Annotated in this window: 17 protein-coding genes; 10 read left to right on the top strand and 7 right to left on the bottom strand. The window is 72.7% G+C overall.

Annotated elements, in window-relative coordinates:
• Nucleotides 1–209: 209 nt before the first annotated feature.
• Entirely contained in the window at nt 210–1,337 is a 1,128-nt protein-coding gene (locus I6A81_RS04670) for an amidohydrolase family protein (RefSeq protein WP_307874475.1), read from the bottom strand.
• 153 nt (nt 1,338–1,490) lie between these two features.
• Here I6A81_RS04670 and I6A81_RS04665 point away from each other — a divergent pair, with 153 nt between their 5' ends.
• Complete coding sequence (locus tag I6A81_RS04665; RefSeq protein ID WP_203001143.1) at nt 1,491–2,516, top strand: aldo/keto reductase; 1,026 nt, start codon at nt 1,491–1,493, stop codon at nt 2,514–2,516.
• A 421-nt stretch (nt 2,517–2,937) separates the two neighbouring features.
• On the opposite strand, the gene I6A81_RS04660 is transcribed toward I6A81_RS04665, so the two are convergent.
• Both I6A81_RS04660 and I6A81_RS04655 read right to left on the bottom strand, forming a co-directional pair.
• Nucleotides 2,938–4,257 carry an alkaline phosphatase PhoX gene (locus tag I6A81_RS04660; protein ID WP_203001141.1) on the bottom strand — a complete coding sequence of 440 codons (1,320 nt, stop codon included), beginning with the start codon at nt 4,255–4,257 and terminating at the stop codon, nt 2,938–2,940.
• 334 nt (nt 4,258–4,591) lie between these two features.
• Nucleotides 4,592–5,926, bottom strand: coding sequence for an alkaline phosphatase PhoX (locus tag I6A81_RS04655; protein ID WP_203001139.1), 1,335 nt, complete (start codon nt 5,924–5,926; stop codon nt 4,592–4,594).
• A 547-nt stretch (nt 5,927–6,473) separates the two neighbouring features.
• Here I6A81_RS04655 and I6A81_RS04650 point away from each other — a divergent pair.
• The 3 genes from I6A81_RS04650 to I6A81_RS04640 all read left to right on the top strand — a co-directional run bounded on the left by I6A81_RS04650 (nt 6,474) and on the right by I6A81_RS04640 (nt 10,273).
• Nucleotides 6,474–7,307: a hypothetical protein gene (locus I6A81_RS04650; RefSeq protein ID WP_203001137.1), complete on the top strand. Its 834-nt coding sequence runs from the start codon at nt 6,474–6,476 to the stop codon at nt 7,305–7,307.
• Between the two features lie 234 nt (nt 7,308–7,541).
• A complete protein-coding gene (locus tag I6A81_RS04645) occupies nt 7,542–9,503 on the top strand; it encodes a fumarate reductase/succinate dehydrogenase flavoprotein subunit (RefSeq protein WP_203001135.1) in 1,962 nt (653 codons plus the stop codon).
• Nucleotides 9,503–10,273 carry a succinate dehydrogenase/fumarate reductase iron-sulfur subunit gene (locus tag I6A81_RS04640; protein ID WP_203001133.1) on the top strand — a complete coding sequence of 257 codons (771 nt, stop codon included), beginning with the start codon at nt 9,503–9,505 and terminating at the stop codon, nt 10,271–10,273. Before I6A81_RS04645 ends, I6A81_RS04640 begins: the two co-directional genes overlap by 1 nt.
• Before the next feature lie 89 nt (nt 10,274–10,362).
• On the opposite strand, the gene I6A81_RS04635 is transcribed toward I6A81_RS04640, so the two are convergent.
• From I6A81_RS04635 to I6A81_RS42985, 3 genes are all read right to left on the bottom strand, one after another.
• Nucleotides 10,363–11,715 (bottom strand): hypothetical protein, encoded by a 1,353-nt coding sequence (locus I6A81_RS04635; protein ID WP_203001131.1) that lies wholly within the window; start codon nt 11,713–11,715, stop codon nt 10,363–10,365.
• A gap of 124 nt (nt 11,716–11,839) precedes the next feature.
• Nucleotides 11,840–13,663, bottom strand: a complete 1,824-nt coding sequence (locus tag I6A81_RS42990; RefSeq protein WP_238428499.1) for a DUF4012 domain-containing protein — start codon at nt 13,661–13,663, stop codon at nt 11,840–11,842.
• Between the two features lie 544 nt (nt 13,664–14,207).
• Complete coding sequence (locus I6A81_RS42985) at nt 14,208–15,914, bottom strand: polysaccharide biosynthesis tyrosine autokinase (protein ID WP_307874474.1); 1,707 nt, start codon at nt 15,912–15,914, stop codon at nt 14,208–14,210.
• A gap of 212 nt (nt 15,915–16,126) precedes the next feature.
• Between I6A81_RS42985 and I6A81_RS04625 the strand changes: the two genes are divergently transcribed.
• A complete protein-coding gene (locus I6A81_RS04625; RefSeq protein ID WP_203001129.1) occupies nt 16,127–17,842 on the top strand; it encodes a polysaccharide biosynthesis protein in 1,716 nt (571 codons plus the stop codon).
• Nucleotides 17,843–17,872: 30 nt separating this feature from the next.
• On the opposite strand, the gene I6A81_RS04620 is transcribed toward I6A81_RS04625, so the two are convergent.
• Entirely contained in the window at nt 17,873–18,844 is a 972-nt protein-coding gene (locus I6A81_RS04620) for an NAD-dependent epimerase/dehydratase family protein (protein WP_203001127.1), read from the bottom strand.
• A gap of 233 nt (nt 18,845–19,077) precedes the next feature.
• On the opposite strand from I6A81_RS04620, the gene I6A81_RS04615 reads away from it, so the two are divergent.
• From I6A81_RS04615 to I6A81_RS04595, 5 genes are all read left to right on the top strand, one after another.
• A complete protein-coding gene (locus tag I6A81_RS04615; protein ID WP_307874473.1) occupies nt 19,078–19,902 on the top strand; it encodes a NeuD/PglB/VioB family sugar acetyltransferase in 825 nt (274 codons plus the stop codon).
• 74 nt (nt 19,903–19,976) lie between these two features.
• Nucleotides 19,977–20,747: a tyrosine-protein phosphatase gene (locus tag I6A81_RS04610; protein ID WP_203001123.1), complete on the top strand. Its 771-nt coding sequence runs from the start codon at nt 19,977–19,979 to the stop codon at nt 20,745–20,747.
• A gap of 87 nt (nt 20,748–20,834) precedes the next feature.
• Nucleotides 20,835–21,587, top strand: coding sequence for a ribonuclease PH (rph, locus tag I6A81_RS04605; protein ID WP_203001121.1), 753 nt, complete (start codon nt 20,835–20,837; stop codon nt 21,585–21,587).
• Nucleotides 21,584–22,228 (top strand): RdgB/HAM1 family non-canonical purine NTP pyrophosphatase, encoded by a 645-nt coding sequence (gene rdgB, locus I6A81_RS04600; RefSeq protein WP_203001119.1) that lies wholly within the window; start codon nt 21,584–21,586, stop codon nt 22,226–22,228. Before rph ends, rdgB begins: the two co-directional genes overlap by 4 nt.
• 184 nt (nt 22,229–22,412) lie before the next feature.
• The gene (locus tag I6A81_RS04595; protein ID WP_203001117.1) at nt 22,413–22,838 is read left to right on the top strand and encodes an RpiB/LacA/LacB family sugar-phosphate isomerase; all 426 of its coding nucleotides are present in this window, start codon (nt 22,413–22,415) and stop codon (nt 22,836–22,838) included.
• The last annotated feature ends 21 nt before the right edge of the window (nt 22,839–22,859 follow it).

Below are 22,859 nucleotides of genomic sequence, written 5' to 3'. Positions count from 1 at the left end.
GGACAGACGAGTGCTCACCTGCCGGCGGCTACCGCCCGGAGTCTGCCGGATGGCTGGCTCCCAGAACTCATTAGGACACAAACGGCGATCATGAGGGCTGGGGAGAGGGGACCGGGGCCATCGGCGACGTTCACGGGCGACGGCAGCCGGCGGTGACCGGGCGGCGGTGACCGGGCGGGGGTGACCGGGCGGGGGTGACCAGGCGGCGGTCAGGCGTCGGTGACTGGGCGGCCGCGTAGGACGATGAGGTCGGGGACGGCGAGGACGGCGATGTCCTCGCGCGGGTCGGCCGGGTAGACGACGAGGTCCGCGGGGGCGCCCTCCTCCAGGCCGGGGAAGCCGAGCCAGGCGCGGGCGGACCAGGTGGCCGCCGCGAGCGCCGCCACCGGGGGCAGGCCGGCCTTGACCAGTTCGGCGACCTCGGCGGCGGCGAGGCCGTGCGGCAGCGAGCCGCCCGCGTCCGTGCCGACGTAGATCGGGATTCCGGCGTCGTAGGCGGAGCGGATGGTCTCGTAACGGCGGGCGTGCAGGGCGCGCATGTGCGCGGCGTAGCGCGGGAACCGCTCCTCGGCGCCGGCGGCGATGGTCGGGAACGTGGCGATGTTGACCAGCGTCGGCACGATCGCGATGCCGCGGTCGGCGAACAGCGCGATCGTGTCGTCGGTGAGGCCGCAGGCGTGCTCGACGCAGTCGATCCCGGCGGCGGCGAGGCCCTGCAGCGAGTCCTCGGCGAAGCAGTGCGCCGTCACCCGGGCGCCCGCCGCGTGCGCGGCCGCGATCGCCTCGGCGACGGCGTCGGCCGGCCAGCAGGGGGTGAGGTCACCGACGGAGCGGTCGATCCAGTCGCCGACGAGCTTCACCCAGCCGTCGCCGCGCCCGGCCTGCCGCCGCACCTGTTCGACCAGGCCCGCCGGTTCGACCTCCTCGGCGTAGTTACGGATGTAGCGGCGGGTCCTGGCGATGTGCCGGCCGGCGCGCACCAGCCTGGGCAGGTCGTCGCGGTCGTCGATCCAGCGGGTGTCCGCCGGCGACCCGGCGTCACGCAGCAGCAGCGAGCCGGCGTCCCGGTCGGCGCGGGCCTGCGCGAGCGTCGTGTCCGCGTCGACGGCGCCGTGCTCGTCCAGTCCGACGTGGCAGTGGGCGTCCACCAGCCCGGGCAGCACCCAGCCGCGCACCGTCCGAACGTCCGCCGATCCGACGGGCCGCTCGTAGGTGACCCGGCCACCGACGATCCACAGCCCGTCGCGGACGTCGTCCGGCCCGGCCAGCACGGGGCCGTCGACGCGCAGGACCGAGGGCTCCGGCCACCGGGAAGGTGTTTGCTGGGGGTTGGCCACTCGACCATCCTTGTCTCACGTGACATGGCACGCGACCCCGCCCGCGCGTCGCGGCGGGTCCGCCGGACGTCTCGCGGGCCGAGGGGCCGAGCCCCGCTCGCTGCTTCCCGTTCCTCCTGGCTCCCACCGGGGTCGGGCCTTTGGAGGTCTCTGATGAAGTACCGCGTACTCGGCCGCACCGGCGTGCGGGTCACGCCGTTGTGCCTGGGCGCCATGATGTTCGGCGCCTGGGGCACCCAGGACCACGACGAGTCGATAAAGATCATCCATCGGGCGCTCGACGCCGGGATCAACTTCGTGGACACGGCCGACGTCTACTCGGCCGGCGAGTCCGAGGTGATCGTCGGGAAGGCGCTGGCCGGCGGGCGCCGTGACGACATCGTGCTCGCGACCAAGGCGTACATGCCGATGGGCCCCGGGCCCAACCGCGGCGGGCTGTCCCGGCGCTGGCTGATCCAGGAGTGTGAGAACAGCCTGCGCCGGCTCGGTACCGACTACATCGACCTCTACCAGGTGCACCGGCCCGATCCGTCGACCGACATCGACGAGACCCTCGGGGCGCTGACCGACCTGGTCCGCGCCGGCAAGATCCGCTATTTCGGCAGCTCGACGTTCCCGGCGCACGAGGTGGTCGAGGCGCAGTGGGTGGCCGAGCGGCGCGCCAGGGAGCGGTTCGTCACCGAGCAGCCGCCGTACTCGATCCTGGTCCGCGGCATCGAGGCCGACCTGCTGCCGGTTGCCCAGAAGTACGGCCTCGGGGTGTTGCCGTGGAGCCCGCTCGCGGGCGGCTACCTCTCGGGCCGGTACCGCCGCGACGGCGGCCCGGTCACGAGCACCCGGGCCGAGCGGGTGCCCCAGCGGTTCGACCCGGCGATCCCGGAGAACCGGCGCAAGGTCGAGCTCGCGATCGAGCTGGCCGACGTCGCGGCCGAGGCCGGGCTCAGCCTGATCGAACTGGCGATCGCGTTCGTGCTGCGCCACCCGGCCGTCACGTCGGCGATCATCGGCCCGCGCACGATGGAGCATCTGGAAAGCCAGCTTCCGGCCGCCGACGTCACCCTCGACGACGCCGTGCTCGACCGCATCGACGCGCTCGTCCCGCCCGGCACCAACATCAACTCGGCCGACGCCGGCTGGGTCCCCCCGTCGCTGACGAACCCGGCACTGCGCCGCCGCTAGCCCACCCGGCTCGCGTTGACCCGCCGACTCGGGCACGGCCCACCCGCCGTCTCCACGATCGGCGCATGACTCGTGGCGCCGAAAGAACGTTCTCTCGGCGCCACGAGTCATGGGCGGAGGGCGACAAGGCCCCCACGCCATCACCTGTCTCGATCGTCGTCCGGCCGGGCGGATGCCAGGTCAGGCCAGGTCAGGCCCGCGGCCGGCGCCGCCGGCTCGTGTCTCGCCAAGGCCGGCACCGGACCATGCCCAGTGGGGCCGACGCGGGCGCGCTGCGCGCCATGGGCGATGGGCCCCGTGGCCAGATCTCCGGTCTCCAGGACAAACCGGCGGCCCGGGACCTCGTCGTCCACGGGCCGCCGGTAGCTTGTCGGCCCGGCGGCGTGTCAGCCCGGCGGCGCGCCGGGCGGCCCGCGGTGCCTCAGCGCCAGGGACCCTTGATGGCGACCGTGAGGCCGTCCTCCTGGATGTTGGCGTAGAGGTAGGCACCGTCCGGCGAGAAGGTGGCGCCAGCGAACTCGGAGCCACTGCCGGAGCGCGCCAGCGGGTAGGGCTTGCCGTCGTCGCCGACGACGACGAGGTGCTGGTCGTCGTTGCCGTCCTCGCAGAGGATGATCCGGCCCCACGACGAGATGGTGATGTTGTCGGGGCCGTCGAACGGGCTGTCGGGCTGGAAGTGCAGCACCAGTTCCAGCGTGGCCGATTTCGGCTCGTACCGCCACACCTGGCCGGCGTGGAGGTAGGCCTCCTCGTCGTCGGTCTCGGCGTAGCTCGAGACGACGTAGATGTAGCCGTCCGAGTAGTAGGTGCCCTCGCACTTGCGGATCCGCGACACCTTGCCGTCGGCGAACTGGGCGCGGACGGGGGTGCTCGTGGCGTCCGGGTCCGGCACGTCGACCCACGTGGCCCTGAGCCTGGTGCCGACCCTGGTGACCGTCATCAGGTCGGCGATCCCGCGCACGGACAGCGCCTGCAGCTTCCCGCCCGCCCGCAGGCTGCCCGGGCCGCCGTTCGGCCGCTTCGGCAGGAACCGGTAGAACAGGCCGAACGGCGTGTCGGCGTCCTCGGTCAGGTAGGCCACGCCGGTGCGGGGGTCGATCGAGACGGCCTCGTGCTCGAAGCGGCCCAGCGCCTTCAGCGGCACCGGCTCGCGGTCGCGCAGCCGCCGAAACGGGTCGACCTCGAAGACGTAGCCGTGCGGCTTGCCGAAGACGGCGTCGGTCTCCTCGCAGGTCAGCCACGTGTTCCACGGGGTTGGCCCGCCGGCGCAGTTGTTGGCCGTGCCGGCCAGGCTCACCACGTGCGAGCGCAGCCGGTCGCCCGTGAGCACCAGGGTCGTGGTGCCGCCGGGCGCCTCCGGGTCGTAGGTGAGGCCCGGGACGTGCGGCACCGTGGGGACGCCGTCCTCCTCCACGTCCTCGGGCTCGATCTCGTGGTTGCGCACCAGCACGGTGTCGCGGCCGGACCGGAACGCGGCCATGCCGTCGTGCGCGCCCGGGACGTTGCCGCCGCCGGTCAGGGTCTCGCCCACGGCGGAGATCCTGGTGTAGCTGAAGCCCTTGGGCAGATCGCAGATGCCCGCGGGGTCGGGGACGAGGTCACCGTAGCCGGTGAACCTGTGACCGCGGCCGAACCCGGTCGCGTTGGCGGTACCGCCGAACACCGGGCCGACCGCTCCGGTCAGGACAATTCCGAGGCCGGCGGCGCCGGCACCGAGAACACCGCGACGACTGACAGTCATAGAGAAGCCTCCTTTGGCCGGCCGACAGGCTCCCAAGCAGGCATGTCCGCGCCCGGAAACCGCGAGGAACGTCCGAGGTAGGCGAAAAGGCCATGCGGTAACAGCCGATCATCGCGGCGCGGCGGCGACGGCCGCCCCAGCGCGCCACCGCGAGCCTCGGCGGCGGACCGCCCGCGGCGCCCGGGCACTCCGCCGACACGGGCCCGACGCCGATTTCGAGCCGTACGGGCCCGCTACCCCCACCTGCGTGGCTGCGCGCAGGTGGGGGTAACGCGGCCGGGCGGCCCGCGCTGACCGGCCCCGGCGGGAGCTCCCCGCCGGGGCCGAGGGGCGGCTACCGCCAGGGGCCGGTGATCGCGAGCGTGCGGCCGTCGCCCTGGATGTTGGCGTACAGCCACTTGCCATTGGGCGAGAAGGTCGCGCCGGCCCACTCGGAGGTGCTGACGGAGCGGGCGAGCTTGTACGGCTTGTTGTCGTCACCGACGACGACCAGGTAGTTCTCGTCGTCGCCGTCCTCGCAGAGCACGATCCGGCCCCAGGACGACAGGGCGATGTTGTCCGGCCCGTCGAACTCGCTGTCCGGCGCGAACCGCAGCACCAGCTCGAAGGTGTCCCGCTTCGGCTCGTAGCGCCACACCTGGCCCTCGTGCAGGCTGTGGTTGCCGTTCGCGTCCCGCCCGCCGGCGTAGCTGGAGACGACGTAGATGTAGCCGTCCGAGTAGTAGGTGCCCTCGCACTTCGGGATGCCCGAGACGGCGCCGGCGGCGAACTGCTTGCGCACCGAGGTGGTGGTGGCGTCGGGGTCCGGGACGTCGACCCAGGTGGCCTTGAGCTTGGTGCCGATCTCGGTGACCGGGCCGAGGTTGGCCAGGCCGCCGGCGTACAGCGCCTGCAGCTTGCCACCGGCGCGCAGGCTGCCCGGGCCGCCCTTCGGCCGGTTCGGCAGGAACCGGTAGAACAGGCCGTCGGGGCTGCCGGCGTCCTCGGTCAGATAGACGACGCCGGTGCGGGGGTCGATCGCGGTCGCCTCGTGGGCGAAGCGGCCCAGCGCCTTCAGCGGCACCGGCTCGTTGTCGCGCAGCCGGTTGAACGGGTCGACCTCGAAGACATAGCCGTGCCGCTTGGTGAGCGCGGCGTCCTGCGCCGGGGTGAGCTCGGTCTCCTCGCAGGTCAGCCAGGTACCCCAGGGCGTGAAGCCGCCGGCGCAGTTGCGGACCGTGCCGGACAGGCTCGGCACGTGCGAGATCAGCTTGTCCCCGCGGACGACCAGCGTGGTGGTACCACCGTCCGCCCCCGGGTCGTAGGTGATCTTCGCGTTGTGCGGGACCGGGAAGCTGGCGTCGTGCGTCAACTCGTGGTTGCGCACGAGGGCGGTGTTGTGGCCGGCGTCAAACGCCGCCATGCCGTCGTGACCGGCGGGGACAGTACCGCCATCGCTCAGCTTCTCGCCCTTGGTCGAAAGGACCTTGTAGCGGAAGCCGCGGGGAAGGTCCGCGATGCCCGCGGGGTCGGGGATGAGATCCCCGTAGCCGGTGAACTTGGAACCGTGGCCCTGGCCGAACCCGGTCGCGTTGGCGGTGCCGCCGAAGACGGAACCGACTGATCCAGTAAGAACGATGCCGAGACCGGCGGCGCTGGCTCCCAGCACACCACGACGACTGACAGTCATATGAAGCCTCCTCTGGCCGCCCGTCAGGCTTCCAGCCTGGGATGACGGGAAGGAGAAGCCTTCGGAAAGCTCCACCACCGCAGCGCCGACCGGGAGGTATCCAGCCGCCCCCGCGCATGCCCGCGACCACGGGCGGGAGTCCCGAGGTCGCGAGCCGTCGCCCGCTCGACGCGGCGGGCGCCCGTCCCGTCACCGGCCCGGTCACGTGGGCTTTCGACGACGGACTGATCAGTGTCGGACCAGGTCCGCCGAGACACACCGAAACGTGTTTCAGGAAGACCCTGGCCAACTGTTCCGCGATGGGCCAGACTGCGCCGTGGGCCGTGATGTGCAGCACACGGACCCTCTGCGCCTTGGCTGTCATGTATAGGCAATCCCCGGCTCCCGGGGCCGGAGGGTCCGCGTCGCCGCGCGCCACGGGCCACGCGATGGCTCCCCCGACGGGCGCCGCGCGTGGCACCCGCGTTCCAGCGGTGGCCCCGCCGGGCCGGAGCAACGGCCTGGCGGGGAGAGCCACCGCGGCGCCAGCAGCCGAGGAGACCACCCCATGCCCGTTCGGACCAGACCCGCGCCGACCGCGGACCCGGCCGCGCCAGCAGCGAGGCCACGACCCGTCCCGGCGCCCCGAGCAGCCGTCGGCGCCAGGACGCTGCGCCGGGACCGATGGTGGATGCAGCCACTGATCACGGTCGTCGTGCTCGCCGGCTTCGTCGTCTACGGCGTCTGGGCGGCGTTGCGGAACGGCGACTACTTCGCCGACCCGTATCTGTCGCCGTTCTACTCGCCGTGTCTTACCGACAACTGTCTGGACGACGCGACGCCGCATGTCTTCGGCGACATCTCGCCGGTGTCGCCGGCGCTCCTCATTCTGATCTTCCCGCTCGGCTTCCGGCTCACCTGCTACTACTACCGGAAGGCCTACTACCGCTCGTTCTGGTGGTCGCCGCCGGCCTGCGCCGTGCCGGACGCCCGCCGGGGCTACAGCGGGGAGAGCAAGTTCCCTCTGGTGCTGCAGAACGTGCACCGGTACTTCTGGTACTTCGCGGTGCTCTTCGCCGGGCTGCTGACCTACGACGCCGTGATCGCGTTCATCCATGACGGGCGGTTCGGCGTGGGGGTCGGCACCGGGATGCTGGTGGTCAACGCCGCGCTGATCTGGCTTTACACCCTGTCCTGCCACTCGTGCCGGCACCTGTGCGGCGGCCGGTTGAACCTGCTCTCCAAGGCGCCGCTGCGCCGCCGGATCTGGGCCAGGATCTCGGTGCTCAACCGGCACCACATGTTCTTCGCCTGGGCGAGCCTGCTCTGGATCATGGCCGCCGACTTCTACATCTGGCTGGTCGCCGCGGGCCATCTGAGCGATCCGCACTGGATCGCCTAGGCGGTCCACGCCGCGCGCGAGGCCTCGCCGTCGTCGCGCGGCTCCAGCCGAGTCGTTTCAGGCGGCCTACGCCGCGCGAGGCTTCGCCATCATCGCGCGGCTCCAGCCGAGTCGTTTCAGGCGGCCCACGCCGCGCGAGGCTTCGCCATCATCGCGCGGCTCCGGCCGGGATCGCCCGGACGCCCAGGCGCCCTTCCGGTCCAGAACCAGGAAAGCGAGCGGGAAAGGAACCCCGTGACAGCCGAGACACACACCTACGACGTCGTGGTGGTCGGCGCCGGCGGCGCCGGGCTGCGCGCCGCGATCGAGGCGCACGAGCAGGGCGCGCGGGTCGCGATCGTCTGTAAGAGCCTGCTGGGCAAGGCGCACACCGTGATGGCCGAGGGCGGCATGGCCGCCGCGATGGCCAACGTGTGGCCCGAGGACAACTGGCAGGTGCACTTCCGCGACACCATGCGCGGCGGCAAGATGCTCAACCAGTGGCGAATGGCCCAGATCCACGCCCAGGAGGCGCCGGACCGGGTCTGGGAGCTGGAGGAATGGGGCGCCGTCTTCGACCGCACCCCGGACGGCAAGATCCTGCAGCGCGACTTCGGCGGCCACCGCTACGCCCGGCTCGCGCACGTCGGTGACCGCACCGGCCTCGAGTTGATCCGCACCCTGCAGAACCGCGTCGTGGCCAAGAAGCTCGACGTCTTCATGGAATGCACCGTGCAGCGGCTGCTGACCGCGCCGGACCCGGAGACCGGCGGCGAGCGGATCGCCGGCGTGTTCGCCTACTGGCGCGAGACCGGCACGTTCGTCCGGTTCGACGCGCCGGCCGTGGTGCTCGCCACCGGCGGCATCGGCAAGTCCTGGCAGATCACGTCGAACTCGTGGGAGTACACCGGCGACGGCCAGGCGCTCGCGCTGAAGGCCGGCGCCGCGCTGATGGACATGGAGTTCGTCCAGTTCCATCCGACCGGGATGGTCTGGCCGCCGTCGGTGCGCGGGATCCTCGTCACCGAGGGCGTGCGCGGCGACGGCGGCGTGCTGCGCAACTCCGAGGGCCGCAGGTTCATGTTCGACTACATCCCCGAGGTGTTCGCGGCGGACACGGCCGACACCGAGGAGGAGGCGGACCGCTGGTACACGGACAAGAAGACGGCGCGGCGCCCACCCGAGCTGCTCCCGCGTGACGAGGTCGCCCGCGCGATCAACTCCGAGGTGAAGGCCGGCCGCGGCTCGCCGCACGGCGGCGTCTACCTCGACATCGCCAGCCGCCGCGACCCGGAGACCATCCGCCGCCGGCTGCCGTCGATGTACCACCAGTTCAAGGAGCTGGCCGACGTCGACATCACGAGCGAGCCGATGGAGGTCGGCCCGACCTGCCACTACGTGATGGGTGGGATCAAGGTCGACCCGGAGAGCCAGCAGACGACCCTGCCGGGCCTGTTCGCCGCCGGCGAGTGCGCCGCCGGGCTGCACGGGTCGAACCGTCTCGGCGGCAACTCGCTGTCCGACCTGGTGGTGTTCGGCCGCCGCGCCGGCCTGTCGGCCGCCGAGTACGCCCAGGCGATCCCAGCGGACGCGCGGCCGGCCGCCGACGAGGGCCAGGTCGCCGAGGTCACGGCGGCGGCGCTCGCGCCGTTCGAGCGGTTCGGTACCGAGGGCGCCGAGAACCCCTACCAGCTGCAGTTCGACCTGCAGGCGGTGATGCAGTCCCTGGTCGGCATCATCCGCACCGAGCACGAGCTGACCCAGGCGATCAAGGAGATCGCCGGGCTGCGGGAGCGCGCCGAGCGGGTCGCCGTCGAGGGCCACCGCCAGTACAACCCGGGCTGGCACCTGGCGCTCGACCTGCGTTCGATGCTGCTGGTCGCCGAGTGCGTCGCCGCCGCGGCGCTCGCCCGCAAGGAGAGCCGCGGCGGGCACACGCGCGACGACTACCCGGGGCCCGACCCGGAGTTCGCGAAGATCAACCACGTGCTCCGGCTGCGCGACGGGCAACTGGAGCTCACGGCCCAGGCGCTGCCCGCGCTGCCGCCGGAACTCGCCACGCTGTTCGAGACGCCGAGCGCGCCGCCGGCGCCGGTCTCCGCGCCGGGCGCGGCGGGCGCCGCGGCGCAGGCGACGGTGCCGCCGCGGCAGGCCGACGACAACCCCCCACCGCAGGCGCCCCCGGTCACCGGGACGAGCAACGGAAGGAACGGCTGATGGGCTACGAGCTGGCGATGCGGGTGTGGCGCGGCGACGCCGAGGGCGGCGGGCTCGAGGACTTCACCGTCGAGGTCGAGGAGGGCATGGTCGTCCTCGACGCGGTGCACCGGCTGCAGGCGACGCAGGCCAACGACCTCGCCGTCCGGTGGAACTGCAAGGCCGGCAAGTGCGGGTCGTGCTCGGCCGAGGTGAACGGCAAGCCGCGGCTGATGTGCATGACCCGGCTGAACCTGTTCGGCCCAGGCGAGACCATCACGATCACTCCGCTGCGCACGTTCCCGGTGGTGCGCGACCTGGTCACCGACGTGACCTACAACTACGAGAAGGCCGAGGAGGTGCCGACGTTCGCGCCGGGCCGGCCGGCGGGCGACGACGGGCACCACCGGATGTTCCAGGAGGACGTGGACCGCATCCAGGAGTTCCGCAAGTGCATCGAGTGCTTCATGTGCCAGAACGTCTGCCACGTCATCCGTGACCACGAGGACAACAAGCAGGTGTTCGCCGGGCCCCGGCTGATGATCCGCTACGCCGAGCTCGAGATGCACCCGCTGGACACCAACGACCGCCTGGAGCTGCTGCGCGCCGAGGCCGGCATCAGCTACTGCAACATCACCAAGTGCTGCACCGAGGTCTGCCCGGAACACATCAAGATCACCGATAACGGCATCATCCCGCTCAAGGAACGGGTGGTGGACGCCTCCTACGACCCGCTCGCCGCGCTCGGCCGCCGGCTGTTCCGCCGCTCCGCCGACGACAGCGCCACCTGAGCGGCCGGGCCGGGTAGCCGCGCAAGGAACGGGCCGCTCCCGCGGGGTGGGAGCGGCCCGTCCTGTGTTACAGCCGGATACGGAGCGCCTCAGGCCTCGGTGCGCGTCCCGACGAGGGACTCCCGGCGGCGCCGCGTCACGACCCGCAGCGCCACGCCGCTACCGAGCATGACCACCGCGAGCGTGGCCAGAGCCTCGGTCTCGACACCGGTGAAGGGCAGCGCCCCGCCGGCCCCGGTCGCGCCGCCGACGCCGCCGCCGGCGACACCGACGCCGACCACGCCGACGCCGACCCCGCCGAACCCGTCACAGCGGTCCTTGTCCCGGTCCTTGTCGTCCCGGTTCTTGTCGTCGAACAGGCCATCCCCGTCCGCGAGGGTGTCCTTGTCGCCCCGGTCATCCCGGACGTCCTTGTCATCCCGGACGTCCTTGTCGTCGCGGTCCTTGTCGTCGCGGTCCTTGTCACCGAGGAGGCCGCCGTCCTTGTCCCGGCAGTCCCGGTCCTTGTCGTGGAACCAGTCGCCAATCGGGATCGGGATCGGGATCGGGATGCCGTTGATGGCGATGATGTCCCCGTCACGGCCTACGGCGATGTCGTCCGCCCACTCGCCGTCCTCCCACCCGTCGCCGGGCACCCACTCGCCGTCAGGCCCGTAGTACCCGGCAGGCCCGTAGGACCCGTCACCGGGCACCCACTCACCGTCAGGCCCGTAGTACCCGTCACCGGGCACCCACTCGCCGTCAGGCCCGTAGTACCCGGCAGGACCGGCAGGACCGTCAGGGCCGGCAGGACCACCAGGCCCGCCCACGCTGGAGTACCAGTGGCGATCCTTGATCACAAGGACCTCGGCCGAGGCGATGCGGGTGATCGCCGCCAGCGAGGTCTTCGCGCCGGCCGGCGCGGCCAGCTCCAGCTCCAGCCCCTCGCCGAGGATGGCCTCCTCACCGGGCTTGTCGTCCCCGCCGAGGATGTCGTCCCCGCCGAGGATGTCGTCCTTGCCGGGCTCCTCGGGCTTGCCGAAGAGGCCGGCCTTCTCGAAGCCCGGACCGGTGGCGGTGATCGTCACCCGCTTGAAGCGCGGCGACCGGGCCGCGACGGTGACGTCGGTGGAGGCCTCCGCGAGGGCCGCCTGCTCGTCGGCTCCCGACGGCACGATCACGGCGTTGATGTTGCCGTAGGCGTTCGCGACGACCGACTTCGCGAGGATGCCGTTGAGCGCGATGTCGATGTACGCGCCGGGTATGAAGCCACAGGCCGAGACGACGATCGACTGCCCGACCTGGACGACCGACTGGCTCACCTCGAGCACGCCGGTGCTGCCACCGCAGACCTTCGACGGCGGATACGGGTCGAACGGCACCGGGCCGAACAAGGGCTCGTCCAAAGCCTGAGCCGCCGTTGCCGGTAGGACGCTGATCGCGAGCCCGCAGCTTGCGAGCATCGCGACTCCTAGCGCGCGGAGTTTCATCGAGGCACTCCCCAGAGGGTGATCCATGCAAGCAATCGAACGATTGACTACGCGGAGGTTACTGAGAGTGACTCCGAGTGTCACGCACCCTCAGTAGTCAGTCGGAGTCGATGAGCTGCCAGGGGGTGCGAGTCGGTAGACCGACGACGGCGATCCGCTCCGGATTCGCCAACGGTTGACCACGGACAGTTAGTTCCGGCCCGCCGATGGGTTCCCAGACCCGCAGCACGAGAGTCCGCGGTCGGTCCCGGGCAAGCGGCACGAACGTGGACAGCACGGTGTGCTCACGCTCAGTCTCGGCCGTGAGCGGAATCGGCTTGCCGTCCAGCGCCGCGCCGAGCAACCGACTGTCGACCCCTGTGTAGACCGACAGCCAGGTGTCGTTCACTGCGTCCGGGTTTCCGGGGGGCCCGCCGCCCTCGAGCCGGTAGCGCACATACTCGGGGAGACCCGCCGGAGCCGCATTGAACAGCTGGATCACGATGGTCGCGACGCCGCTGCCGTCCTTCGCGCGCTCCATCCGGTACCCGACGGCGCGGTGCAGCCAGTAGTCAAGCTTTCCGCCCGTCGCGTTCTGGGTGAGCACGCCCAGGAACGGCCCGGGGGCGGTCGGCAGCGCGCCCCCCAGCGCGGTGGTGGAAAGAATTCGCTGCTCGTCCGCGTGGGTGCTTGACACCAGCAACCGGCCCTCCCCAGCTGACCGGCCGAGCGCCGTCAGCAAGGCCCGCGTATTTCCGTCGCCGGAGATGACGGCCTCGTAGACGGCCTTGCCCACGTCCGCGAAGTACTCATCCCGCGCTTGGACGCCGTCGATCAGCGCGTACACGTCGGAGGAGACCAGCTTCACCAGCCTGTCGGCTGTAACCACCTGGCCGTCGGGCAGCGTCGCCGGTCTGGTGGCGGCGAGCAGGTACGACAGCGCGGTCGGGTCGACGCTGATCGTCCCGTCGACCTCGACGCCGGTGCCCGCCGCGTACATGCCCGCGTAGAACCGCCCAACCGTCGGGTAGTCCGGGGTGAGGTTGGCGTTCGGCCAGACCCTGCTCGGCTCGTACGAGCCGTACCGCTCGGCCAGCTCCGGCGACAGGCCCGGGTCACGGCGCAGCGCCGAACCCTCCCGGGGGACCGGCAGCGAGCCGTTGCCGGAGATGTCATCGAGTCGCAGCACGCCGTCGCGCGCGGTGAGCAGTCCGTACCCACCGACGATGCCGCCATTGGCCCGGGCCTCGGCCGGGTTCTGCACGACCAGCAGGTAGCGGCGGGTCTCGCCGTGGGCCCCGAGCATCGGCGGCCCGAGCTCGGTGGCGAGCTTCAGCCCGGCCAGCGACCCGGCGAGCCGGTCCGTCTGGGCGGCGACGGTGGCACGCGTCGAACCGAGCCTCAGGGGCGCGCCCCGCCAGCCGCAGTCGTCGACGTCCGCGAGCGCCGTCCGGAACGTCTCGACCGCGGTGGTGGCCCGCCCCACCGGAGGACCGCCCGCGGCCAGCGCCGGCAGCACGATCGTCGTCCCGGAGCGCAGTGACTCCGGATTGAGCAGGCCCGCCGCTTCGGCCATCGCGGGCAGGCCGTCACCGGCGACCCGCTCGACGGCGGCGACGAGCGCGTGCGCCGACTTCAGGGGGCAGCCGATACCGGGCAGGGCGCCGACCGCCGACCACACCGGGTCGCCGGTCAGGTCACGCGCGGTTCGAGTCCGCTGGGCGATCCGATCCACCTGGGCCGCCAGTTCGGCTTTCGCCGGCACGTCGCCGGCCAGCAACCGGTCCTGCAGGTCGGCGATGTCAGCCCGGGCGCGGGTCAGCTCCTGGTAGGCGAGCAGCCCGCGCACGCCGAGCCATCCGGCCACCGCCAGGACGAACACAAAGGCGCAGGCCAGCCCCAGCAGCACCCGCCGGGTCGGCCGGCGGATCCGCGCGCGCATCCACCGCCAGCCCCGCCGCCAGCCCCGGCCACGCGTTCCCACGCGGACGGGCCGGGGGACGGGACCGGCGGGCGGGAGACGCCGCGGCGTGGCAGCGGCACCATCGTCCTCGGCGCCGGGGCCGCCGACCGGCCCGTCGCCCGCCGCCCTGGGCTCGGCCCGCCGCTGCCGGGGCACCACTCCCGACGTTTCCGCCGGATCGGGGACGCCCGGGGTTCCCGCCGGATCCGGGGTTCCTGCCCGATCGGCGGCAGGGTTCCTGCCGGATCCGCGAAGCGGATCTGGGAGGTCGGCGATCGGGGAGGTCTGGAACCGGATCGGGCGAGTCTGCCGGCTGGTCCAGCCTTCCCGCTGGTCGGCGCCCCGCTCGCGGCCGGCCTCGCCCCGAGTTCCCGCCGCGGTGGCGTCGCCTGCCTGGAAGGTCCGGGCCGAGCGGTCACCGCGCCGGTTCACTTCGGCATCAGGCACGCCCGCGTCACTGTCTCGCCCGTTCATCGCGCCCCGCCGTATCCCTGCCGCGTTCCGCCACCCGTTCCCTGCCGCGTCACGTGTCCCGGGCCGAGGGTGCGCGGTCATGGTCCGGGCCGCGGCCCCCGTCGCGGTCCGGGCCGCGGCCCCCATCGCGGTCCGCGCCGCGACCGCGCTCCGCGGCGCCGCCCGGGCCGTGGCCGCGGCCCGACGGACCGCTGTCGTGGTCGGGGGACCGCTGCTCGGTGATCGCGGTGAGGCTGACCGGTTCCCGCCCGGCGGCGCCGGTGGCGGCACCGCGGGCCCAGCCCTCACCGGCGGCGGGCCTCCCGGAGGGGCCGCGCCCGGACGGCGGGGACCCCGGCCGGGTGGTGTTGGACAGCAGGGCGCGGGCGTGCCGGCCCCGGGTCGACGCGTTGCTGAAGTAGGAGCTGTAGTCGTAGGCGGACAGCCCCTTGGTCGGGATCATGTTCAGCACGGTGCCGAGCACGCGGGCGTCGACGGCGCGCAGCAACGTGACCGCGCGCCGCAGCTGCTCGCGCCGGGTCCGCCCGAGCCGGGCGACCAGCAGGGTGCCGTCCGCCCGGCTGGCCAGGACGGCGGCGTCGGTAACCGGCAGCAGCGGCGGGGCGTCGATGATCACGCTGTCGTAGCGGTCGGTCAGCTTTTTGATCAGTTCCGCCATCCCGCGCGAGCCGAGCAGCTCGCTCGGGTTCGGCGGGATCGGCCCGCTCGGCAGCACGTCGATGCACCCGGCACCGACCCGGCCCTGGCCCCACGGCTGCAGGACGTCGTCGATCCCGGCGGCCCCGATGAGCACCGAGGTGAGACCCGCCGCCGACTCGACCCCGAGGTACTCGCCGAACGACGGCCGGCGCAGGTCGCCCTCGACGAGGCACACCCGGGCACCACCCTGCGCGAGCGTGATCGCCAGATTGCAGCTCGTCGTCGACTTGCCCTCGGCCGGCAGGGGGCTGGTGATCACGATCGAGCGCGGGCCGCTGTCGACGTCGACGAACCGCAGGTTGGTCCGCAGCTGGCGGAACGCCTCCGCGCGGGGCGACTGTGGGCTCGCATGCACGATGAGCGGTCGCCGCCCGGCATCCGTCTCGAAGACGATCGCTCCGAGGTTCGGCCGTTCGGTGATCGTGACCGTCTCCTCCTCGTCGGCGAGCGTGGTGTCCAGCCGGAAGCGCACGAACGCGGCCACGATGCCGACGAACAGGCCGATCATGATTCCCAACGCCAGGTTGCGCACTGGCTGCGGCGCGACCGGGCCGTCCGGAAGCTTCGCCCGCTCCCACACTGTGATCCGCAGGGCCGCCGGCTCGTTGTCATCGTCCGGGGCCTCCATCGCGGCGACCGCGTCGGCGAACACCTCGCCGACCGTGTCGGCCAGCGAGCGGGCCCTGGCCGGGTCCGAGTCGCGGATGCTGACCCGCAGCAGTACCGTGTCGGGCACGGCCATGGCCGCGATCCGCTTCCGCAGGTCGTCGGGCTCCTCGGCGAGCCCCAGCCGGCCGATCACGACTGTGGCGACCCGGTCGCTCGCCACCAGGCTCGCGTATGACTTGATCCGCTGCTGGGACAACAGCCCGCCCTGGTAGGCGGTCGCGCTGTCCGGGGCGCTTTCCGCGCTGGACACGACGAGCGTCACGCTGGCCGCGTACATCTTGGTCGACCGCCACGTGGCAAGCGCCGCGAGCAACCCGCCCAGGACGACACAAACCAGGACAAGGAGCCAGCCGCGACGCAGGACCCGCGTGTAGTCCCGTAGTTCCACCCGACGTCCACCTCTCCGGAGCGTCTCGTCTCACCGAGCTCGGCGCGGGGCGCGCCAGTAGGGCCGTTCCACCGGCCGGAAAGGCGGCCGGCCCGGGTCGCGGGCACGCCCGCGGAGGTGACCGACGGGCCGACTGGCCACGCCTCGCCCGCCCAGCCGCACGCATCCGGTAACGGCGGATCGACCACCACATGCGTTTACCCTATGAATCCATGTGGAGACCCAGGGTAAGCGTGAGAGTAGACGGCACGCGTGGGCGACTGTGGGCGGCGGCGGTCGCACGGCGCGTGTCGCGGCTCGAGCTGCGTCAGCGGGTCGGTCTCCAGATCACCCTCGACAGCCTCGCGCTGGTCGTCGGACTGGCTGCCGCGCAGGCCGGCCGGTTCGACTTCTCCGTCGGCGCGCTGCACGACGTCGGCTTCTGGGTGGTCGTGCTGCTCGCGGTCTGCGTTCTCCACTTCGTGGGCACCGCCCTGCATCTTTATCTCGGGCGCTACCGGTTCGGCGGGTTCGACGAGGTGCTCGGCCTGCTGCTCTCGGTGTCGCTGACCGTCGTCGGTCTGGAGGTCGCGCTCCTCGCGTTCGGCCATCCCCGGCCGTTGCCGCTTTCCGTGCCGCCGCTCGGCGGCACGGTCACGCTCACGGTCATGTTCGGCGCGCGCTACCTCTACCGGCTCGCCGAGGAGCAACTCGCGCGGCCGTCCGCGGAGACGGGTACGGACGGGGCCGACCCGGCCGCCGGTTCCGGCGCGCTCGACGCCGCCGAGGCCGAGGCCGCCGCGCTGCTCGGCCGCCGCCCCATCGGCGTCGACGCCGGCGCCATAGCCGGCTACGTGACCGGCAGGCGGGTGCTGGTCACCGGCGCCGGCGGCGCGGTCGGGTCCGCGCTGTGCCGGGCGCTGCGCGCCTACCATCCCGCCGAGCTCGTCATGCTGGACCGGGACGAGTCCGCGCTGCGCGCGCTGGCGCTGGCGCTGCGCGGGCGCGCCGACCTGCCCGGGGACGGCCTGGCCAGCGAGGGCCTGGCCGGCGACGACGCCGGCCCCGACGAGACGGTGGTCCTGTGCGACATCCGCGACGTCGACATGGTGGCCGCGCTGTTCGCGCGGTACCGGCCCGAGGTCGTCTTCCACACCGCGGCGCTCACCCACCTCCCGCTCCTGGAGCGCTTTCCCGGCGAGTCGGTGAAGACCAACGTCTGGGGCACCCTGTCCGTGCTCGAGGCGGCGGCCACCCACGGCGTGGCGCGGCTGCTCAACCTCTCCACGCTGTCGGCCACCGACGCCGTCGGCGTGCTCGGCTACTCGAAGCGGATCACCGAGCGGCTCACCGCGCACGTCGCGCGCGAGCACGGGGTCGCCTACGTGAGCGCGCGGTTCGGCGAGGTGCTGGGCGCCGGCGCCTCGGCGCTGACCGTCCTGGCCAGGCAACTGGCCGCGGGCGGCCCGCTCACCGTCCCCGACCAGGACGCGGTCAGGCACTTCCTGGCCGTCGACGACGCGGTGACGCTGCTGCTGCAGGCGGGCGCGGTCGGCTCGGGCGGGGACGTGCTGGTGCTCGACATGGGCAAGCCCATCCGGCTCGCGGACATCGCGCGGCGGCTCGCGGCTCGCGCCGACCCTGCGGTCGGCGTCGTCTACGCCGGGCTCGGCGCCGGCGAGAAACTCTACGAGGCGCCGTTCGGGATCGGCGAGACCGACGACCGGCCGCACCACCCGCTGATCTCCGAGGTACCGGTGCCGCCACTCGACCCGGGGCTGGCCGTCGAACTGGACCCGTGGGCGGACGACGAGAAGATCCGGGCCGCGCTGCGCGAGCTCGGCCGCGGCGACGACCTCACCGCCATCACCGCCGGCCTCACCCGCATCCCGCGCCAGGCCACCGGCCCCGGCTCCGCCTCCCCACACCGGCGCCACCAGGCGGACTGACCGGCCGGGCGACCGCCGCGGGAAGGGGTTCTACGCGCGCCCGCGCACCGGCGGCGGCTCCTGGATGCCCAGCGGGTGACCGCCGCGGGCCGCGTACCAGGCGACCGTGGCGTCCAGGGCGGTCGCGAGGTCGACCTCCTTCGCCCGCGGGAACAGCGCCAGCGCCGTCGTCGGATCGGCCCGCAGGTCACGCACGTCGCCCGCGCGCCGCGGCCCGAAGGCGACCGGAAGCTGGTAGCCGAGGATCTCCTCCAGCTGGGCGACCAGGGTGAGCAGGTCGACCTGGGCTCCGAACGCCAGGTTCACCGGCCGCGGGTGCGCGAGCCGGCGGGTGGTCGCCTCGGCGAGCATCGCCGCGATCGGCTCGACGTAGCCGACGTCACGGGTCTGCCTGCCGTCGCCGTGCACCGTGAGCGGGCGTCCGGACAGCGCGGCGTCGATGAACGACGGGATGACGGCCGCGTAGGCATGCCCGACCGACTGGAAGGGACCGAAGACGGTGAACAGCCGGGCGACCAGGACCGGCAGCGAAAAGCTCGCGGAGAAGCCGAGCGCGTAGGCCTCCGCCGCCAGCTTGCTCGCCGCGTACGGGCTGCGTGGGGCGACCGGGCCGTCCTCCCGGCACGGCAGCGACCCGGCGTCGCCGTAGACGGAGGCGGACGAGGTGACGATGACGTGCGCCTCGGCCCGCTGGGCGACGTCCAGCACGGTGAGGGTTCCGGTGACGTTGACGTCGTGGCTGGCCATCGGGTCGAGCAGCGAGCGTTCCACCGAGGGCCGGGCGGCCAGGTGGACGATGCTGTCCGCGCCGGCGGCCGCCTCCTCGAGCAGCGCGCGGTCGGTGACGCTGCCGACGACGAGCTTCACCGGCAGCCCGGACAGGTTGGACACGGCGCCGGTACTCAGGTCGTCGACGACGATCACCTCGCAGCCGGCGGAGAGCAACGCCCTGGTCAGATGGGACCCGAGGAAGCCGGCCCCGCCGGTCACCACGACCTTCATCGTCATATCACCCTTCGAAGTCGGTCAGGTGCTAGCGGTAGTATGCTGGCTATCCCTCCAAGCTCTGGTCACCCTCGATAATCAAAGCTGAGCGTGGCGCAACCTCTGTGCGGTCGGCGATCAGTCGACCACACATCCGCCCACGACGACCGCCGCCCGCCATGGCAGCCGCCACCGGGCCGCCGGGCCGCCGCCTTGTTGAAGTCGCCGGCCACCCGTTCTACGGTCACGTTGTGTCAACACGCCGCCACCGCCGGCAGCTGGTCATCGTGGGGACCGGCGGTTACGGCCGCGAACTGCTCGACCTCGTCGAAGCCGTCAACGCCGCCGCGGACCAGCCCCTCTACCGCTTCCTGGGCTTCCTGGACGACGAGCCCGCCGGCTCGGCGGACACCGACCTGCTCGCCCGCCGCGGCGCGCGGCTGCTCGGCGGGCTGGACCTGCTGACCGGGCTCGACGTCGACTACCTCATCGGCGTGCGGTCCGCGGCCGCGCGGGCCCGGATAGACCGTTACGCGAGCGCCGCCGGCCGCCGCCCCGCGACGCTGGTGCACCCGCGGGCCAACATCGGCGGCGACGTCCGGCTCGGGCCGGGCACCGTGATCTGCGCGATGGCCAGCGTCAGCACGAACGTCTCCACCGGGCGGCACGTGCGCGTCGACGTCGGGGCGAGCGTCGCCTACGACTGCCGTCTCGGCGACCACGCGACGCTGGCCCCGGGCGCGCGGCTGTGCGGCGGAGCGGAGGTCGGCCCGCGGGCCTGGATCGGCAGCCAGGCGAACGTCGTCGGGCTGTGCCAGGTCGGCGCGGGCGCGGTGGTGGGCGCGGGGGCCGTGGTGGTCGACGACGTCCCAGCGGAACTGGTCGTCTCCGGCATCCCCGCCCGCCCGATCGCCGCCGGCGGCGGCGCGGCCGACCTCGCCGGGCTGCCGACCGACGACCCGAGGGTCCGCCCGGATCGACGAGACCTGGCCGACAGCCGGGCCTCGTCGGCCTCGCCGCCGCCACCGCGGCACGACCCGGCCGGCACGCGGGCCGCCAACGAGCTGGTCACGTGAACGGCCGGGAACGAGTGCCCGACCACCGGCGCAAGCCCCACGCGGGCTGTTGATGGCGTTTTATCATCGTGCAAATGAATCGGTGGTATGAACTCGACGGTTGCAGCAATGCCCGGGACCTGGGCGGACTGCCCACCGTGGACGGCGGCCAGACCCGCTACGGCGTCCTGCTGCGCAGCGACACCCCCCAGCAGCTGACCGCGGTCGCCGTGGCCCGGCTGCGCGACGAGTTCGGGCTGCGCACCGTGCTCGACCTGCGGGCCGTCGAGGAGGCCGAGCGGGAGGGCCGCGGCCTGCTCGCCCAGGAGGCGATCGCCTACCACAACCTGTCCTTCCTGACGAACCGCTGGGTGATGCCGTCGGACCCCAGCTACGACACCCTGGTGCGCGCCCGCGACACCGGCGACCGGGTCGCGCACTACCTCGACTACCTGCGCCTCGCCGGCGTCTCGGTCGCGACCGCGGTCCGCCTGGCGGCCGACGAGAACAGCGGTCCGACCCTGTTCCACTGCGCCGCGGGCAAGGACCGCACCGGCGTGCTGGCCGCCCTGGTGCTCTCGCTCGTCGGCGTCGACCGCGAGACGATCATCGCCGACTACCTGGCGACCAACGAGCGCCTGCACCTGATCGAGGCGCGGCTCGCCGCCCTCCCGTCCTACGGCGGGGGGATCAGGGTCCGGCAGGAGGCCGACCAGCTGCGCGTCCGCGCCGAGGTCATGGCCGGCTTCCTCGACGGCCTCGACGAGATCTGGGGCGGCGCCGTCGCCTGGGCCCGCCACGCCGGCATCGCCGACGACTCCCTGACCGCCCTGCACCAGCGCCTGGTCACCATGAAAATCGGCTGAGCCGTCCCCAACCGGACCCGCGTTCCGACCAGGCCCGGAGGGTGGCTCCTGGGCCGGGTTGTCGTAGGCCGTGGATAAGGTCCGGTCGTGACACGACACGACGGCAGGGCCGCCGACCAGCTTCGAGACGTGACGATCGTCCGGGGGTGGCAGGAGCACGCGGAGGGGTCCGCGCTGATCTCGGCCGGCAGTACCCGGGTGCTGTGCGCCGCCTCCGTGACCGAAGGGGTGCCGCGCTGGCGCAAGGGCAGCGGGCTGGGCTGGGTGACGGCCGAGTACGCGATGCTGCCGCGGGCGACCAACACCCGCAATGACCGCGAGTCGGTCCGCGGCAGGATCGGTGGGCGGACCCACGAGATCTCCCGGCTGATCGGGCGCAGCCTGCGGGCCAGCATCGATCTCAAGCAGCTCGGGGAGAACACCATCGCCATCGACTGCGACGTCCTGCTCGCCGACGGCGGTACCCGCACCGCGGCGATCACCGGCGCCTACGTCGCCCTCGTCGACGCATGCCGGTGGCTCGGCCGGCCGAAGGCCATCGTCCATGGCGTCAGCGCCGTCAGCGTCGGCGTGGTGGGCGGCGTTCCGATGCTCGACCTCGCCTATGTCGAGGACTCGGCCGCCGACACCGACATGAACGTCGTGTGCACCGACGACGGCGGCTTCGTGGAGGTCCAGGGCACCGCCGAGGGCAGGACCTTCGACCGCGCGACGCTCGACCGGATGCTCGATTTCGCCGTCGCCGGCTGTGCCCAGCTCTCGAAGATTCAGAACGACGCGCTGGCCGGTCCGCTTCCCGCTGGCCCGCCCCGTCCGGCGTCCCTGGGAGGTAACCGTTGAGCACCGGCACGCGGATCGTGCTCGCCAGCCGCAACGAGGCCAAGCTCGTCGAGCTGCGCCGCATCCTCGCCGCGAGCGGCCTGGCCGTCGAACTGGTGGGGCTGCCGCCCGGCCCCGACGTGCCCGAGACCGGCCGCACGTTCGCCGAGAACGCGCTGATCAAGGCCCGTGACGCGGTGGCCACGACCGGCCTGCCCGCCGTCGCCGACGACTCCGGGCTCACCGTCGACGAGCTGAACGGCATGCCCGGCGTCCGGTCCGCCCGCTGGGCGGGCAGCCCCGTTGGTACCAAGGGCGCCGAGCGGGACGCGGCGAACAACGCGCTGCTGCTCGCCCAGCTCGACGACGTGCCGCCCGACCGCCGGGGCGCCGCGTTCGTCTGCGCCGCCGCGTTCGTCAGCCCTGACGGCCGGGAGCACGTCGTCCACGGCGAGCTGCGCGGCTTGCTGCTGACGGCACCCCGCGGCGAGAACGGCTTCGGCTATGACCCGCTGTTCGTCGGCGACGGCGAGACCCGTACCACCGCGGAGCTGTCCGCCGACGAGAAGGACGCCATCAGCCACCGCGGCCAGGCCTTCCGCGCGCTCGCCGGCGTCCTCCCCGGCCTGCTTTCCCCACGGCCGGCCGGCACCACCCAGTAGCGGCGAGGAGGCCAGGCCCCGCCTTCTCGCCGTCGGATAGTTCACCAGGACATTACCTGGTGGTACGCAAATGGTAACATTGAGCGACGGAACGGAGCTGGCACGTGGGGGCGGCGGCCAGCTCGGCGCGCGGCGGGTCGTCTCCGGACGGCTCGTGGGGTAGCGGAAAGGTGCGACGGGTCCCGTGACGGCCGGGAAGTTCACAGTCATTTTTGGCGCGGATGACACCAACGAGTGCGTGACCGCGGTCCGGGAGTATCTCCAGGCCAACTTCGAAACCAGCGTCGTGGACACGACCAGCTGGCCGGAGCTCTCCGAAACCGTCGGCAGAGGCGTCGCGAGCGGTGAGTACCGTTTCGGCGTCCTCATGTGCTGGACCGGCACAGGCACGGCGATGGCGGCGAACAAGGTCCCCGGAGTTCGCGCCGCGCAGGCCTGGGAGCCGTGGATCGCCACGAACGCCCGTCTCTGGAACGACGCGAACGTCCTCACCCTGAGCCTGAAGCGGACGGCTCCCGACGTCGCCGTCGACTGCCTGAAGGCGTTCTTCGCGGTCGACGCCCCCGACCCGGAGGAAGCCCTCCAGATCGACAAGCTCCGCGGCAGGTAGCGGGCCGCGCGGGAACGACGC

The sequence above is a fragment of the Frankia nepalensis genome, from assembly GCF_016786325.1.
GTDB lineage: Bacteria > Actinomycetota > Actinomycetes > Frankiales > Frankiaceae > Pseudofrankia > Pseudofrankia nepalensis.
This window is presented reverse-complemented; position numbering and strand designations above follow the sequence as displayed.